The sequence below is a fragment of the Sorangium sp. So ce887 genome (assembly GCF_051521455.1).
Lineage (GTDB): Bacteria > Myxococcota_A > Polyangia > Polyangiales > Polyangiaceae > Sorangium.
This window is the reverse complement of record NZ_CP150354.1, coordinates 10050401-10066045: the sequence shown is the minus strand read 5'-3', so window position 1 is coordinate 10066045 and position 15645 is coordinate 10050401. Positions and strand designations below refer to the sequence as shown.

Annotated in this window: 9 protein-coding genes; 4 read left to right on the top strand and 5 right to left on the bottom strand. The window is 71.5% G+C overall.

Features of this window, described 5'->3' with window-relative positions:
* Nucleotides 1-57: 57 nt before the first annotated feature.
* Both WMF36_RS37590 and WMF36_RS37585 read right to left on the bottom strand, forming a co-directional pair.
* Nucleotides 58-1050 (bottom strand): NAD-dependent epimerase/dehydratase family protein, encoded by a 993-nt coding sequence (locus WMF36_RS37590; RefSeq protein ID WP_437575636.1) that lies wholly within the window; start codon nt 1048-1050, stop codon nt 58-60.
* A 34-nt stretch (nt 1051-1084) separates the two neighbouring features.
* Nucleotides 1085-2221, bottom strand: a complete 1137-nt coding sequence (locus WMF36_RS37585) for a hypothetical protein (RefSeq protein WP_437575635.1) — start codon at nt 2219-2221, stop codon at nt 1085-1087.
* Between the two features lie 152 nt (nt 2222-2373).
* On the opposite strand from WMF36_RS37585, the gene WMF36_RS37580 reads away from it, so the two are divergent.
* Nucleotides 2374-4620 (top strand): cyclic nucleotide-binding domain-containing protein, encoded by a 2247-nt coding sequence (locus WMF36_RS37580; RefSeq protein ID WP_437575634.1) that lies wholly within the window; start codon nt 2374-2376, stop codon nt 4618-4620.
* 33 nt (nt 4621-4653) lie between these two features.
* On the opposite strand, the gene WMF36_RS37575 is transcribed toward WMF36_RS37580, so the two are convergent.
* Both WMF36_RS37575 and WMF36_RS37570 read right to left on the bottom strand, forming a co-directional pair.
* Nucleotides 4654-6246: a serine/threonine-protein kinase gene (locus tag WMF36_RS37575; RefSeq protein ID WP_437575633.1), complete on the bottom strand. Its 1593-nt coding sequence runs from the start codon at nt 6244-6246 to the stop codon at nt 4654-4656.
* An 86-nt stretch (nt 6247-6332) separates the two neighbouring features.
* Nucleotides 6333-7373, bottom strand: coding sequence for a serine/threonine-protein kinase (locus tag WMF36_RS37570; protein ID WP_437575632.1), 1041 nt, complete (start codon nt 7371-7373; stop codon nt 6333-6335).
* Between the two features lie 929 nt (nt 7374-8302).
* On the opposite strand from WMF36_RS37570, the gene WMF36_RS37565 reads away from it, so the two are divergent.
* Nucleotides 8303-9718 (top strand): hypothetical protein, encoded by a 1416-nt coding sequence (locus tag WMF36_RS37565; protein ID WP_437575631.1) that lies wholly within the window; start codon nt 8303-8305, stop codon nt 9716-9718.
* Nucleotides 9719-9741: 23 nt separating this feature from the next.
* Here WMF36_RS37565 and WMF36_RS37560 read toward each other — a convergent pair whose 3' ends face one another.
* Entirely contained in the window at nt 9742-11562 is a 1821-nt protein-coding gene (locus WMF36_RS37560) for a PE-PGRS family protein (protein WP_437575630.1), read from the bottom strand.
* 253 nt (nt 11563-11815) lie between these two features.
* On the opposite strand from WMF36_RS37560, the gene WMF36_RS37555 reads away from it, so the two are divergent.
* Both WMF36_RS37555 and WMF36_RS37550 read left to right on the top strand, forming a co-directional pair.
* Nucleotides 11816-12943 carry a vWA domain-containing protein gene (locus WMF36_RS37555; protein WP_437575629.1) on the top strand — a complete coding sequence of 376 codons (1128 nt, stop codon included), beginning with the start codon at nt 11816-11818 and terminating at the stop codon, nt 12941-12943.
* Nucleotides 12944-13361: 418 nt separating this feature from the next.
* A complete protein-coding gene (locus tag WMF36_RS37550) occupies nt 13362-15605 on the top strand; it encodes a hypothetical protein (protein ID WP_437575628.1) in 2244 nt (747 codons plus the stop codon).
* Nucleotides 15606-15645: the final 40 nt, after the last annotated feature.

Sequence of the window (15645 nt, the reverse complement as noted above, 5' to 3'; positions counted from 1 at the left end):
CGTTTACGGTACGAAGGCCGCGGGCGAGCGTCAAACGGCGCGCGGCGCGGCGTCACGTCACAGCCAGCCGTGCTCGCGGTACCAGGCGACCGCCCGGCGCGTCCCCTCGGCCCAGCCCACCTGGGGCTCCCAGCCGAGCTCCCTGCGGGCGTCGCCCGAGTCGCAGACCCAGTGCGACGCGGCGAGCTCGTTCAGCTTGTCGCGCGTCAGCATCACGGGCTTGCCGGTGAGGCGGCCGATCCCCTCGCTCGCGAGCGCGGCGCCGCGCACGAGCGAGAACGGCATGCCGACGCGGACGAGCGCCCGCGCGCCGAGCGCCGCCTCGACGTGCGTCAGCATGTCGCGCCACACGTACACGCGGCCGTCGTCGATGAAGTAGGCCCGGCCGCTCGGCACGTCGGCCTCGAGCGCCCGGATGCACGCGGCGGCCGCGTCCGAGGCGTAGATGACGCTGAGCGTGTTCCTGCCGTCGCCGAGCATCGGGAGGAAGCGGCGCGCGACGCTCTGGAAGAACGCGAACGACTCCTGGTCGCGCGGGCCGTAGATCATCGGGGGGCGCACGACGACCACGGGCAGCGCGTCCTTCTCGGCGAGGACCAGCCGCTCGGCCTCGAGCTTCGAGCGCCCGTAGCGCGTCACCGGGGCCGGGCGCGCGTCGGCGGCGACGGGGCGCCCGTCGAGGCTCGGGCCGACGGCGGCGAGGCTCGAGACGAACACGAAGCGCTTCATGGACGACGCCGCCTTCGCCGCGTCGAGCAGGTTCCGCGTGCCGCCGACGTTGACCCGGAAGAACTCCGCCTCGTCGCGCGCCTTGACCAGCCCGGCCGAGTGCACGATCGCGTCGACGCCAGGCGAGTCGACGACTGCGCGACGGACGCTCTCCGCGTCCTCGATGGCGCCGTACGCGAGCTCGACCCCGCGCAGCGACGACAGGAACCTCGTGTTGGACGAGCGCCGCACGAGGGCCACGACGCCGTGCCCCTTCTGCACGAGCTGCTCGGCGACGTGCGAGCCGAGGAACCCGCTCGCGCCCGTGACCAGCACCTTCATCGATCCGCTCCTTCGGCCCCGGCGCCCCTGTCGATCAGAGCGCCCGCTCGTAGAGCCGGTACCTCTTGTAGAGCCGGCCGCCCATCAGCCGGATGCCCGCGTTGATGGCGGCGTTGTCCTCGAGCGTCCACCCGAGCTCGCCGCCCTTCATGCCGAGCAGGTGCGCCGCCCGGTTCATCTCGGCGTAGAGGAATGCGCTGAGCCCGGCGTAGCGCCGCACGTGGCGCCACTTCTTGCGGATGCCGAGCACGACGAGGCGCCCGCTCTTCGGCCCGCGCACGCGCAGCCGCCACAGCAGCTTGAAGATCCCAGCCGGCAGGAGCTCGCCGTGGAAGTCCCGGATCAGCTCGTTCAGGTCGGGCAGCCCGAGCGACACGGCGGCCGGCTCGCCGTCGATGAACGTGATCTTCGTGAGCTCGGGCATCAGGATGAGCCGCACGTCCTTCGCCCACTTGACGAGCTCCTTCTCGGTCATCGGCACGAAGCCCCAGTTGTCGCTCCAGGAGTCGTTGAAGACGTCCAGGACGATCCGGATGTCGTGGAGCAGGTTCTTCAGGTCGCCGCAGCGCGTGTGCACCTCCGGCATCGCCAGCACCTCGGCGTGGGCCCTCTGCGCGCGGGGCGGGACATCGCCGACCTCGTAGCGCCACCCGTAGAGATCCTTCACCTTCTCGAGCCCCGCCTGCTCGATGAGCCGGCCCTGGTGCGGCCGGTGGTAGGCCATCATCAGCACCGGCGGGTGGTCGAACCCCTCGACGAGGCAGCCGGCTTCCTCGTTGATCGAGAGCGAGTATGGGCCCCGCATGCGCTTCATCCCGCGCGCGCGCAGCCAGGCCGCCGCTTCGGCGAGCAGCGCCTGCGCCGTCTCCGCGTCGTCGATCGTATCGAAGAAGCCGAACGCGCCCGTCTCGTCGCGGTGGATCCGGAGGTGCTCGTGATCGACCTGCGCGGTGATCCGGCCGGCCGGCCGGCCGTCCTTGTACGCCACCCACGCCGTCCCCTCGGCGTGCTCGAAGAAGGGGTTCTTCTTCTTGTCGAGCCGATCGGCGATGTCCAAGTCGAGCGGGCGGATATAGTTGGGCTCACCCTCGTAGACGGTGTCGACCACGTTCAGGAAGTCCTTGAGGACCTTCTTGTCGCCCTTCCGGAGCTCGCGGATCTCGATGGCCATACGGCGCAAGCCCGTACCTTCCGGGACGCGGCGCCGCAAGGGGCTCGCGCGGGCTCTGGCCGGCGCTGATCGCTGCGCGCCGCGCGCGCGGAGCCGGTAAGCTCTCTCGGAGGGCGGCTGTCCGGCCCCCCGGCAACTCAGGTGGACGCTGCATGATGACCCCGAAGGAGTTCCAGAGGCAGTTCAAGCGGCTGTTGATGAGCCGCGTTGAGGGCATGGACTGGGAGGACAAGCTGGCCCGGGTCCGTCAGTACCTGCGGCAGCTCGAGGCGCGCCAGAGCCCGGAGGAGGAGTCGGCCGAGCTCTCGCCGTCGCTGGAGCTCATCCCGTTCGAGCCCGGCAAGCGACCTGTGGACGAGGCGCTTTATCCCGGGCACGGGTGCAGCGAGCGCGCCGGCTGCATCAACACCGCGGGCGACCCGTCGGAGCTCGGCGACGAGGTGTGGCTGCTCTACCGGCTGCGCGACATTTACGCGTTCGTCGCCCCCTTCGAGCGGCCGTTCGAGGTGACCCTGTCGGCGTGGTTCCTCCCGGCGACCCCCGGCGAAGGCGAGCCGTGCCCCGTGCCCGGCATCATGGACCTGCCGCTCAGCCCGCAGATCGTCTCGACGTCGTCCTACCCCGTCCCGATGCTCGAGCCCGCCCCGTGGAACTCGTTCCATCAGACGGTCTACGTCGCCACGATCGTGCCGGCGCGGCAGCTCATGCCGCACCCCCCCGGCGAGGAGACCGGCGGCGGCTATCACTGGGTCGACCTGCCCGAGTCGTTCCGGCGGCGCATCCCGGACGGCGCCGATCCGTTCACGCTCGCGAGCCTGTTCCGGCAGCAGCTCCGGGTCGAGATCCGGCTCAGCGAGGCGGGCAGGACGGTCTCCTCCGAGACGACGGACGTCGAGATCTTCGACACCGGCCGCTTCGGCTCGCTCTACACGCGCCTGCTCGACCGGCTCGTCAAGACGGACACGGAGATCCAGCAGCAGGCGCTCGGGATCGACGAGCTGCACGTCGGCTACCACCCGTGGTTCCCCGTGCTGACCATCGGCATGGACAAGGCCCTCCTGTACCTCCGGGCCATCCATCAGGACCTCGAGCAGCACCGGCGCAACCTCCCCGACCCCCGCTGGTTGCTCCGGGTGGGGCTCTACCTCGAGCTCCTCACGTGCATCGGCATCTTCGAGGCGGTGAAGGACCAGTACCCGGACATGCTCTCGCCGGGGGAGCGCGAGGCCTTCGAGAACGGCGCGGCGTTCGCGCCCATCCGCGCGGCGATCGACGTCGCGGCGTGGAAGGAGGTCTGGGACATGCGGCACATCGCGCCGCGCGCCGCCGGCTTCTTCGCGGCCGGGCCGGTGAGCCTGACGAACCTGATGCGCAAACAGAAGGCCACGCTCACCTTCCTGCACGCCCACCACGCGGACCTGCAGAAGGCGATCGAGCTCGCCGGCCCCAACCTGTGGAACGCGCAGGAGACCTGGCACCGGGTGTTCCGCGACGCGGAGCGGGCGGTGCTCAAGAACAGCGTGCTCGCGTTCCCGGAGCTCGCGCACCTCGACCCGCGGTGGCGCGACTTCGCGCTCTGGCACCAGCGCGGCGACGTGCGGCTGTTCGGGCTCAGCCTCATGCCCGAGGCGCTGACCGCGCTCTTCGGCGATCAGGACGGCATCTTCCCCGCGGCGTGCCGGCAGTACCGGAAGTCGATGAACGACGTGGCCCGCTGGGCCGCCGAGCGGAACCTCATGGACTACACCGGCGACGAGTGCATCCCGCGGAACGCGAGCCTGCTCGAGGCGTACATGGAGAAGAACCCGTCGCTGCTCGCCGCGCTGCAGCGGCGCGACGGTCACGGGACCGCGTCGTCGATCGATCTCGACGAGCCGGGCAAGGGCGGCCAGCGCGAGGCGAGCGCCGAGGACATCATGACGCTGCTCCGGAGGGCGCCGGTCTTCAAGCCGCTGCTCGATCGCGAGCTCCGCAAGCTCGCCACGAAGGTGCGCCGGGTGGAGTACGGCCCGCTCGACCGGGTCGTGCTGCAGGGGCAGCGGGACTCGTCGATGTTCGTCGTCGCGTCCGGCGTGGTCGAGGTCCTGGTGCGGCACACCGACGGGCAGGACTCGACGGTCGCCGCGCTCGAGAAGGGCGCCGTCTTCGGGGAGTTCGCGCTGCTCACGGGCGAGGAGCGCACCGCGACGGTGCGCGCCGTCGACGAGGTGGTGCTCTACCAGATCACGAAGGAGGCGCTGCAGCCGATCATCGAGGCGCGCCCGCAGCTCGTGATCGAGCTCAGCTTGCTCATGGCCTCGCGCCAGGCCCACCTGCGCGACGCGGCCGAGCGCTACAACGAGGCCGAGGAGAAGGTGAGGAGCCTCGCCGGGCGCATCCGGCGGTTCGTCCTCGGCTGAGCGCGGAGCCCTTCGCGCCCTGGTCGGGGGCGCTCAGCCCTTCAGGAGCCACGCGAGGGCGTCGGCCTCCGCGGTGAAGAACGAGTACTCGGGCAGCCCCATGCCGGCCGACAGGCGGGAGATCTGCATCTTCGAGAGCGCGCTGTTCACGAGGTTCGCCGCCTTGCGCATGCCGTGCTCGACCGCGTAGGCCATGGTCTGCTCGACGTAGGGGCTCACGTCGGGCCTCTGCGGCGGGAAGTCCGCGATGTCGGCGAGCACGTACCAGGGCTTGCCGAGGTGGAGCAGCGTCGAGGCCTTGTGGCGGAAATCGTCGAGGTACGCCTTGCCCTCGTCGATGTCCCAGAAGCCCCAGACCTTCACGTGGAGGACCCCCGTCACCGTGTCGGCCCGGACGTGGAACCGCCGCTGCGCGGCGCGCTCGCGCCGCGACGCAGGATCGGACTTCCTCGACGGCTCACCCGTCGAGGCGCTCGTCCGGCTCGGCGCCTCCGACGGTCGGGACCGGGTCTCCGGGAACCTCGACACGGGCGGCGGCGAGGGCGGGGGGCGGCGCGACGGCGGCGTCGTGGACGGCTCAGGCGCGGTGACGGTCGGCACGTCGGCGAAGCGCCCCGACTTGCCGGGCCGCGAGGGCTGCGTCGGGTCGGTGGGGCTCGGGTTCACGCTCGGGCTCGGAGCGGGCGGCGGCGCGTCCGGCAGGAGCACGACGCGCGACGCCCGCGGGAGCGGCACGTCGAGCGCGACGGCGAGCGCGCTCACCGCGGTGGACGCGCGATCGAAGCGGTCCTCGGGCCTGAGCGCCGTCGTCTTGAAGAACCAGCCGTCGAACGCGCTCGGCAGCGCGGCGGAGCGGCGGCGCGCTGCGCGAGCGCTGGGCGCCTCCATCGCCCCGCGCAGGAGCTCGGCCGCGAGCAGGTACGGCGACGGGGTCGCCTCGGCCTCCTGGGCCCAGTACGACTCGCCGACGAGGAGCGCGAACGCGACGTGCCCGAGCGCGTAGATGTCGGCGCGCGGACCGACGTTGCGCTCGGCCCGGATCTGCTCGGGCGCCATGTACACGGGCGTGCCGAGCATCTGCCGGGTCAGCGTGGAGGCATGGTGCTGCTCGATGACCTTGGCGATCCCGAAGTCGAGGATCTTCACGCACGGCGAGCCGTCGTCGCGGACCGTGACGAACAGGTTGTCCGGCTTGAGATCGCGGTGGACGATGTTCGCCGCGTGCGTCTTGTCGAGCGCGAGCGCGGCCTGGAACAGGTAGAGGGCGACGTCCTCGGCGGGGAGGGAGCCGCGCTTCTTGAGGAGGCCGCCGAGCTCCTCGCCGCGGAGCAGCTCCATGACGATGAACGGCGTGCCGGTCTCGTCGTCGATGCCGGCGTCCGAGGTCCTGACGATGTGGTCGCTCTCGATGATGCCGGTGATGCGCGCCTCGAGGGCGAAGCGGGCGCGCAGCTCCTCGCTGTCGAGGAGGCTGGGCAGCATCACCTTGAGCGCGCGGCGCGTCGCGGTGACGTCGTCCATCACCTCGTAGACGGCGCCCATGCCGCCCGCCTTGATGACGCGCAGCACCTGGTAGCGGTCGCGGAACCGGGTATTCGGCTGCAACAGACCGGGCGAGGAGCTCATCCTGCGGCCCTCGATTCAGACATGGTCTGGAAGACGCTATCAGCGCCGCTTCCCGCGTCGCAAGGCGCACGGGTGGGGGAACGTGCTCACCGCAGGATCGCGCCGCCGGCGGCCTCGCCTTCGGCCCGAGCGGCGAGGTCGAGGAGCGGCCCCAGCGCGCTCCAGAGCGCGCGGACGTCCTGGAAGCGCTCCTCCGGGACGACGGCGAGCGCCCGGGCCACCCATGCGTCGACCTCGGGCGGCAGGTCGGGCCGGAGGGCATACAGGCTCGGCCGGGGGCCGCGCGCGGCGGCGAGCAGGATGTCGACCCGGCTCGCCCCGGAGAACGGCACGCGGCCTGCGAGGGCGCGGAAGAGCACCGCGCCGAGGGAGTAGATGTCGATCCGGTGGTCGATCTCCTGGGGCCGGCCCTTCCAGACCTCGGGCGCGATGTAGCTGGGCGAGCCGGGGATCGCCCCCTCGCGGGTGAGGGGGTCGGCCTGCATGACCTTGACAAGCCCGAAATCAAGCAAGCGCACGCCTCCCCTGGCCGCTGCGCCGGGATCGGCCGGCGATCCGCCGCCGGCGCCGTGGTCCGCGGGACGGATCGGGTCGCCAGCAGGAGAGCGATCGAGGGAGATGTGTTCTGAATTACTTTTTTGGCGAGACAAGGAGGGCGGGCCGCTGGCGTCGCTGTCCAGGACGAAGATGTTCGCGGGCTTCAGATCGCGGTGGACGATGCCGCGGGCGTGCGCGGCGTCGAGCGTGTCGATGATCGGGCAGAACAGCTCCTGGAGCCGGACGAGCGGGAGCCGCTGGTTCCGCGCCTCGAGCCGGCGCAGGGTCGTCTCGAGGTCGCTGCCCCTCAGGAACTCCATCACGATGAAGAGCGTGCCGTCGGGGGCCTCGCAGAAGGCGAAGACCTGTGTCGCGCTGGTGCCGGACAGCGTGCCCATGGCGCTGGCCTCGCGCCGCATGCGGGCTTTCAGGGCGGGATCGCTGGAGAACTCGGGCCGGAGGTACTTGACCGCGACCTGCGTGCCGGTCTGCTGGTCCAGGGCGCGGTAGACGACGCCATGGCCTCCCTGGCCGACCACCTCGATCAGCTTGTACCGACCGTCGATCACGTCGTCGATGTCGTGGTCCATCGGCAGTCCTCGGTGTTCCGAGCGCGCTGCGCCAGCATGCCCGCGGAACGAGCTCAGGTTGTAGCCGCTCCGGCGCCCTGGCGGTAGGGACGGTTGGGCGCCGGCCTCGGCTGGCGGCCGGGCGCGGGAAGGGCGGGCGCGGGGAGGGAGGGCGCGGGGAGGGAGGGCGCGCGAGGCGCGCGGGCAAGGAGGGGCAAGCCTGCTGGGCAGGGCGAGCGCGCGGGTGGTGGCCTGATTTGCCCCGGAGTGATTCACATGAAGGCGAGAAGGCGGGAAGATCATTGATCTTTTCTTCCCGCCTTCCCGCCTTCCCGCCTTCCCGCCTTCATGTTCAAATCCGGCCACCACCAGCGCGCGGGAGGAGGGGTAATGCAGCAGGGACATCGCGCGCGGGCTCAGGCGTCATCACCAGGAGTGACGGAAATCACCTGATGAACGCTGCCAGTCGATACGTCGAAGTCACGGATTTGGCTGTGTTTACCCGATGATGACCTATTCGCTGTCGGCGCCCTGAGGGCGGGTCTCCTGCGGGGATAGAGGGGGGATAAAAGACGCCGACGGTCGCCGGCGTTCTTTGGCATCAAGAAAGAGAGGACGGCAGTCGCTTGAGCCTGCCGCAAGCGCTCCGACCGGTCCACCCGAGATGAAGCCGCCGGAACCGGGAGAGGCCCGCCCGGTGCTCGGTGGAGAGGACGCGCGAAGGTGCCCTCCGGCGCGAGCCAGCAGGACTCGTGTGCGTCTTGCTTCACCCTTGACGGGCGTGACGCTTTGGGGCCTCATACGTCACCATGCGCCGCGCTCCGCCTTCTTCTCGCCTCGTTCGCGCCACCCGCGTGCTCGCCCTGGGGGCCCTCCTCAGCACTGCTTCGTGTGCTCAGGTCCTGGGTCTCGGCGAGTTCGAGGACTGCGACGAAGATTCGTGCTCAGGATTGGTCTGGGCGAAGAGCTTCGGGAGCCATGAGTTGGTCTTTCCAGAGAGCGCTCGGCTCGACTCGAAGGGAAACATCCTCCTCTCAGGAGTCTTTCAAGGCACCACGGATTTCGGCGGCCCGCCGTTGATATCGTCTGACTTCGTTTTCTTTCTCGCCAAGCTGAAGCCGGACGGTAACCATGCCTTCAGCCGGTGGCTGCGGGTGAACGACTTGGATGGTGCGTTGGGATCGCGTCTTTCGGTGCTGCCTGACGACAGCGTCGTCTTGTCGGGCCTGTACGAGAACGCGATCGAGTTTGGTGCTGGCAATTCCATCACGGCGCCCACTCTCGATGAGGATGGTTGCTTCGTGGCCAGGTTCTCGTCCGACAACAAGTTGATCTGGGGGCGCAACTTGTTCGCGGGCACGGGTCGCCTCGTTGTCCTGGATTCGGCGGCTACGCCCGACGGTGACGTGGTCCTCGTCGGCTCTTTCAGCCGCGAGGTAAGCCTGGGTTCGTCGACCCTGACGACTGCATCATCGAAGGACGCTTTTATCGTGAAGTTGGACGGCGAAACGGGTAATCCGCTATGGAGCTTGCAGTTGGCCGACCCTGAATACGCCACGGCGACGACGAGCCTCGAGGCCAAGGCGGTGGCGGTGGACCCCGGCGGTAACATCGTCGTGGGGGGCCGGTTCACGGGATTCACCGACGTCGGCTTCGACAGGAACATCGGCCCGAGCCCGTCGGGGGCTGGAGCTTTCGTGCTCAAGCTCTCGTCCACAGGGGAGTGGGATTGGACCGTTGGCCTCCAAGGAGAGGGGAATGCCTGGGTGACTGACATCGATGTCGATGCGCGAGGGGATATCCTCGTGGCTGGGGCTCTCGCAGGAGCGATCGCCGTCAAAACCCAGGGGGTCCGAGGCGCCCAGCAGACCAGCGGGCCGGCGGACTCGGATATCCTGCTCGTGAAGCTCTCGTCCGCGGGGAACCACCTGTGGTCATTGAGATTCGGCGATGATTCGTCCCAGTTAGCTGTGGAGCCCAAATCAGGTTTTAGTGGATCGGACGTCGAGTCTATTTCGCCGTTCGGGGTTCACGTTGCCGCCGACACTGCCGGAGACATCGTGCTCGGCGCCGGGGTCGCAGGCGCCGTCGACTTCGGGGGCGGGCCGCTCGGCGGCAGACAGGACCGGGACTGGACCGTCGCGAAGCTGAGCGCTGGCGGAGCGCACCTCTGGAGCAGGCGTTTCGGTGATGCTGCGACAGGGCAAGCGGTGGTCGGCATCGACACGGATCCGGGGACGAATGCCCTCGTGGCCGTCGGGCTCAACGACGGAACGCTGGATTTTGGCGATGAGACGAAGGTCGTGGCTCCGGGCGAGTTCAGCGCCGTTGTGACGAAGTTCGACCTGGGCCGGGTTGGGAGATAGGTCTCCGAGCGGCGCGACGCTGGTCAGTTGATCTGCAGATTCGCCGCCGCCGTCCCGTTCCGCCCTGGCCCCCCGGTGCCGCCGCTCGTGTTCGTGCCGCCCTCGCCGCGGAAGCCGGGCGTGCCGGTCGTGCAGCTGTTGTCCGCGAACGTGAAGACCACGCTGCCGGACCGCGCCAGGCAGGCGCTCGGGCCGCCCCCGCCGCCCGCGCCGGGGCCGCCGGCGCCGCCGTCGCCGCCCTTGCCACCGGTGCCGCCGCCGCCGGAGTCCTCGCGGGCCGAGCCACCCATGCCCCCACTCCCTCCGCGCTGGCCCACACCACCGTTGCCGCCTCGACCGCCGGCGCCGCCCGCGCCGGTTGTGATGACGTTGCCGGAGACGATCACCCGTCCGCCCACCGCAAAGATACCGAAGCTTCCCCCGCCTCCTCCGCCACCGTGCCCGGGGCGGCCGCCGAGTCCGCCGCATCCACCGCTGCCGCCGCCGCCGCCGCGATCTTCATAGCAGAAGCATCCGACCCCGCACGAGCCGCCGCCGCCGCCGCCGCCGCCGCCACCGCCGCGGCCAATCGCGCCGTTCTGTCCGTTGGTACCCCTCGCCGGCTGGTAGATACCCGATGCGATGGTGCCCAGGCTCGCCCCTCCGGCGCCAGGAGTTCCCTGCAGCCCGACCGCACCCGCCACGCCGGTTCCGCCTCCCGCGCTATTGGGACCGCACTCGCCTGACGAAGCGCCTCCCGGACCGCCTGCCGCGCCGCCACTCCCCGGTGAGCCCGTGGAGCCAGTGCCATTGTTGTAGCCGCCCCGGCCGCCGGCGCCGCCGAACTCGGTGCACGTGGTCTGCGCGCCTCCGTATCCATAGCTGCTGCATGCGTCGCAGCCGACCTCACCCACATTTCCCGCCGTCGCCGTCCCCGCCGAGTGCGCCGCCCCGTGCGTGCCGTCCGCCCCGTCCTGCCCGTCCTCCACGTCGATGATGTTGTACCGCACGAAGAGCTGCTCGCGCCCCCCGCCGAGCCGCACTCCATAGGTGCTCGTGCCCGGCGACGTCGCCCTCAGCGCCTCGATCCTGATACCCTCGATGTGCGTCGGCTGCTCGATCGCCGGCGCGTGGAACACGGTGCCCGGCGCACGCACCGTCGTCGTCACCGTGGGAGTCCTCCGGAACTTGAAATCGGGATCGTCGTGATCGAACCCACCATAAATGCTGATACCGGACACGACCGTGACGGCCTCCTCGTAGAGCTCGCCGGAGAGACAGACCGCTGGCACCGTGCCATCCCGCGCCACCTGGATGGCCGTGGCGATCGTCTTCACGGGGGCCGTGCGCGTCCCGCTGTTGGCGTCATCCCCGATGTCCGCCGAGACGTAGACGCACTGCTCCACGAGCCCGTCGCCGCCATCGCAGTTGTCGTCGACGAAATCGCCGTCGATCGGATCCTCGCCCGCCTCGCCCGCCGGGGTCGGCGTACACGCGTATTCACAGCTGCACACGCCGGTGAGCGGGTTGCCGTCCACGTCATGCGTGCCCGGGAGGCACCCCATCGCGCAAGGGTCGGTGACCTCGCCCCCACCGCCCCCCTCGCCGCTGCCCCCCTCCCCACCCGCGCCGCCTTCGCCCCCGCCTGCGCCGCTCGTGCCGCTCGTGCCGCTCGTGACAGCCGCGCTGCTGCTCGATGACGTTGTTGTGGCGCCGCTCGCGGAAGGCGCTCCGCCCGCTCCGGAGCCGCCGCCGGTGCCGGAGACCGGCCCGATCGGACCGTCGATCGAGCTGCTCTCGGCGCAGCCGAGCGCGGAGAGCATCGCAAGCACAGAGGCCGTTCCGAGGAGGGAGCGAACGCGCATACTTGATTCTGCACCTTCGCGCGCTTTTCGGAAAGACTTTGTCACGCTGACGGTAATTACCAACGAGCCCCATGGACCGATGGCGCCGTGCCCCACGCACCGACAGCGCCGTGCTCCACGCACCGATAGCGCTGCGCCGGCGAGCCAGCTCACGATCCCGCGATTCGCCCCTCGCACGTGCCACCGAGTCCGGTAGTCTGAGTCTGCGCTCCTGCCTGGGCTCCGTGCCGTCCCTGCCGTCCGCCAGCATCCCATGCGCCTCGAACCGCTCCACCGCCTCTCGCTCGCCTCCCTGCTCGGGCTCGCTGCCGCCGCCGGGCTCCACGGTGCCTGCGCCCCGGACTCGGGGATCGGCTCCGTATCGTCCTCGTCGGAAGGGGCCAGCTCGGGCGGAAACGTCGATCCGGATGGAGGGCTGTTGGGCGACGCGCCCATCGATACCCGGCCCGACCCGGACGCCGCCTGCGGGCTCGTCACCGAGGAGGCGATCGCCGTCCCGCTCAATCTCTACATCATGATGGACAAATCCTCCTCCATGGTGGGAAACAAGTGGGATAGCGCGAAGGTCGGCCTGAAGGCGTTCGTCAACAGCCCGAGGTTCGCCGGCGTGCACGTGGCGCTGCGCTTCTTCCCGCGCGCCGCGGACGCCGTGCCGGCCTGCGACCAGAACGCCTACAAGGCGCCGCGGGTCCCGTTCGGTCCGCTCCCGGACAACGCGGGCGCGATCGTCGAGGCCATCGAGGACGAAGGGCCGGACGGCCTGAGCACGCCCATCTATCCGGCGCTGGGCGGCGCGCTGCTCCAGGGCATCGAGATGGCGAAGAACAACCCCGGCGAGGCCTCCGCTGTGCTGCTCGTCACCGACGGGAAGCCGCAGGGGCCCGCGGCCCAGTGCGGCAGCGCGGACCCGGAGGACCCGGCCGCCATCGCGGCTCTCGCGGCGGCGGGCGCGCGCTACCACCCCCCGGTGCGCACCTTCGTGATCGGGCTCCCGGGCGTCGACCAGAGCATCGCCAACCAGATCGCGGCCGCAGGAGGCACCGACGCCGCGGTCCTCGTCGCGGCGACCAACATCGCCGTCGAGTTCCAGAACGCGCTCGCGAAGGTGACGGGGCAGGCGCTCCCGTGCGAGTACAAGGTCCCTTCCGAGGTGGCCGGCGGGCAGATCGCGTTCAACGACGTCAACGTCCTGTTCGGGCTCGACGGCGCGCCGCAGGAGATCCTGCCGCAGCGCCCCGGCTGCGACGGTCCAGGCTGGCGCTACGACGACCCGAGCTCGCCCGCGGCGCTCGTGTTGTGCCCCGACACCTGCGACGCCGCGAGGAACGCGTCCGCCGCGAAGATCCAGATCCTCCTCGGCTGCGAGACCGTGATCCGCTGAGCGCGCACCCCACAATCGGCTGAGCCCGCTGCACGCATCGTGGGCTGAGCCCGCTGCACGCATCATCGACTGAGCCCGCCGCAACCAACCGCAACAATCGCGCAGGACAGCGCGCGACGCGCGCTTGTTGTGGAGATGCTTGTTGTGGAGATGACATCGGGAGCTACTGCACGGGGTTCGGGCGTGAAAGACGCAGAGCGTCATGGACGAGGGGCGCCGCGGGGCGAGGTGGATGGGGCGCTGGGCTCGCGCGCGGGAGGAGGGGGTTAAGGCCGTGGGAGCGCGGGGGGCTTGAAAGCCGCCGGGATGTGGGGCGCCAGGGGCGCAGGGCGGGCTCCCGGCGCGGCAGGCGCGTCGTTGCAATCCTGCACTGCGCTTTGTGGACTCCCGGCCCCCAGCGCCGTAAGAGGACGGGACCATGACGACGGAGTCCCCCCTCGCCGCCGGCTCGCCGCGGCACGCCGCCCCCGCTGCGCTCCACCCCGCTCTGGTGCTGAGCGCGTACCTCGAGCCGCTCGTGCGCGGCCGGCGGGTCGCGGTCCTGGGGGACGCCACCATCGGCCTCGCCGATCGGCTGCTCCAGCGCGGAGCCCGCCTCGTCCACGCCTATGATCCGGACGCCGCGCGCGTCGCGGAGAAGCTCGCGCGATCGGCGAGCTCCCGGCAGCCGCACCCGAGCTTCGCCGTGTTCGACGGCGACCTCGGCGTGCGCGACGGGGCCTTCGACACCCTCGTCATCCCCGACCTCTCGATCTTCAGCGATCCGGCCGAGATCCTCCGGCGCGCCCGACGCCTCACCGCCGCGAGCGGCGCCGCCATCATCGCGTCGCCGAACCCGGACGTCGCCCGGGGGCTGCTCCCGGCGGGCGCGCGGCGCGGCGCGGCGCCCGGCTACTATGCGCTCTACGACCTCGTGGCGCTCCAGTTCAAGCAGGTGCGGATGGTCGGCCAGGCGCCGTTCGTCGGCTACACGGTCGCGGAGTTCGCGCCGCAGGGCGAGCCCGAGGTCAGCGTGGATACGTCGATCCTCGACGGCTCCGAGGAGCCGGAGTGGTTCATCGCCGTGGCCGGCGAGCGCCTGCCGCGGCTCGACGCGTTCGCCGTGATCGAGCTGCCGTTCGCCGGCTTTCCGGTCGCGGCCGCCGGCCCGTCGGTCGAGGCGCTCACCGAGGCCGAGGGCCGCGCAGAGCGGCTCGGGGGCGAGCTCGCGGAGCTGCGCACCCGGCACCAGCGCGACCGCAACGACGCCGGGACCCGCGCCGAGAGCGCGGTCGCCACGGCCGCGCGCCTCGCCGAGGCGGAGGCCGAGCTCGAGGCGCGGGGAGCGCGCCTGCGGGAGGTCGAGGCGAGGGCGGGCGATACCCACGTCCGCGCCGAGCGCCTGGCGCACCAGATCCGCGACATGGAGGAGGAGCTCCGCAGCCAGCGCGACCGCGCGACCCGGCTCTCCAAGCAGCTCGACGACGAGAAGCGGGTGCGGACCAAGGTCGAGCTCGAGCTCGGCATGATCCGCAACAAGCCCGAGATCGCCGGCGCCCGCGACCGCCTCGACGCAGCGATGGCCGAGCTCGATGCCGCCCGCGTCAGGATCGCCGAGCTCGAGGCGAGGCCCGCCGTCGCGGCGCCGAACCCGGCGCTCGCGGCGCGCGTGGAGGAGCTCGAGGCGGCCGCCGCAGGGGCGCGGCGGGAGCTCTCGAAGATCACGGCGGAGCGGGACACCGCGCGCAGGCGCGCGCAGGAGAGCGAGCGCGCGCTGGAGGAGGCGCGGCGCGCGGCCGCGAAGCACGAGGAGCACGAGGGCGCCCGCGCCGAGCTCGCGCGCGAGCGCGATCGGCTGAAGGAGCGCGCGGACCGGCTCGAGCGGGACAACCGCGCGCTGGAGGAGCAGCGGAGCGCCCTCGACGCGCGCCGGCAGCTGCTCGAGGCGCGGATCGTCGAGCTCGAGCAGAGCGTCGTCGCCCTGGAGCAGCGGGCGGCCGAGCTGGAGAAGCGCGACGCGGGCGAGGCGGCGGCCGCCGAGATCGCGAGCCTGGAGGCGGCGCTCCGCGACCGGGGCCACGTCATCGCGTCGCTCAAGGCGCAGCTGCGCGAGAGCGAGCGCGTGGGCAAGGAGCTCGTCGACGAGCTCGGGACGGTCTTCCTGTCGACCACGGCCGAGCGAGGCGGTCCGGGCGAGGCTGCAGGCGGCGAGCCGGGCGGGACGCTCCCGGGGCCCGGCGGGCCGGGCGACGCCGTGGAGGCGCTGCGGCAGCAGCTCGACGCGCTGGCGCGGAGCGCCGCCGCGAGCGAGGCCGACGTGCACGCCGCGAGCTGGAAGATCGCGCAGCTCGAGCGCGAGCTGACCGAGGCGCGCGGCACCGCCGGCTCACCCCCGGCGCTCCACGAGGAGCTCGAGCAGGCGCTCATCGCCGCGCAGGCGGAGATCGCGGCGCTGCGCCGGGCGGCCGAGCAGGAGGATGTGGGGGCGGCGGGTGAGGCTGCGGGCGCGGCACGCGAGGCTGCGGGCGCGGCGGGCGAGGCTGCGGGCGCGGCGCGCCAGGATGTCGGCGTGGCGCGCGAGGGCGCGGGCGCGGTTCGCGAGGCTCTGGGGGTGCCGCCCGAGGTGATCGAGCAGGCGGTGCTCCTCCAGCAGGTCGCCAGCGCCGTCGAAGCCGGCGTGTGAGCCCCGCGGCCTGGATCGGGGCGGACCTGTGCGCGCGCAG

Excerpts from the sequence above, each read along its gene's own strand:
- WMF36_RS37590 (WP_437575636.1), bottom strand. The coding sequence starts at position 1,050 with ATGAAGGTGCTGGTCACGGGCGCGAGCGGGTTCCTCGGCTCGCACGTC.
- WMF36_RS37585 (WP_437575635.1), bottom strand. The coding sequence starts at position 2,221 with ATGGCCATCGAGATCCGCGAGCTCCGGAAGGGCGACAAGAAGGTCCTC.
- WMF36_RS37580 (WP_437575634.1), top strand. The coding sequence starts at position 2,374 with ATGATGACCCCGAAGGAGTTCCAGAGGCAGTTCAAGCGGCTGTTGATG.
- WMF36_RS37575 (WP_437575633.1), bottom strand. The coding sequence starts at position 6,246 with ATGAGCTCCTCGCCCGGTCTGTTGCAGCCGAATACCCGGTTCCGCGAC.
- WMF36_RS37570 (WP_437575632.1), bottom strand. The coding sequence starts at position 7,373 with ATGGACCACGACATCGACGACGTGATCGACGGTCGGTACAAGCTGATC.
- WMF36_RS37560 (WP_437575630.1), bottom strand. The coding sequence starts at position 11,562 with ATGCGCGTTCGCTCCCTCCTCGGAACGGCCTCTGTGCTTGCGATGCTC.
- WMF36_RS37555 (WP_437575629.1), top strand. The coding sequence starts at position 11,816 with ATGCGCCTCGAACCGCTCCACCGCCTCTCGCTCGCCTCCCTGCTCGGG.
- WMF36_RS37550 (WP_437575628.1), top strand. The coding sequence starts at position 13,362 with ATGACGACGGAGTCCCCCCTCGCCGCCGGCTCGCCGCGGCACGCCGCC.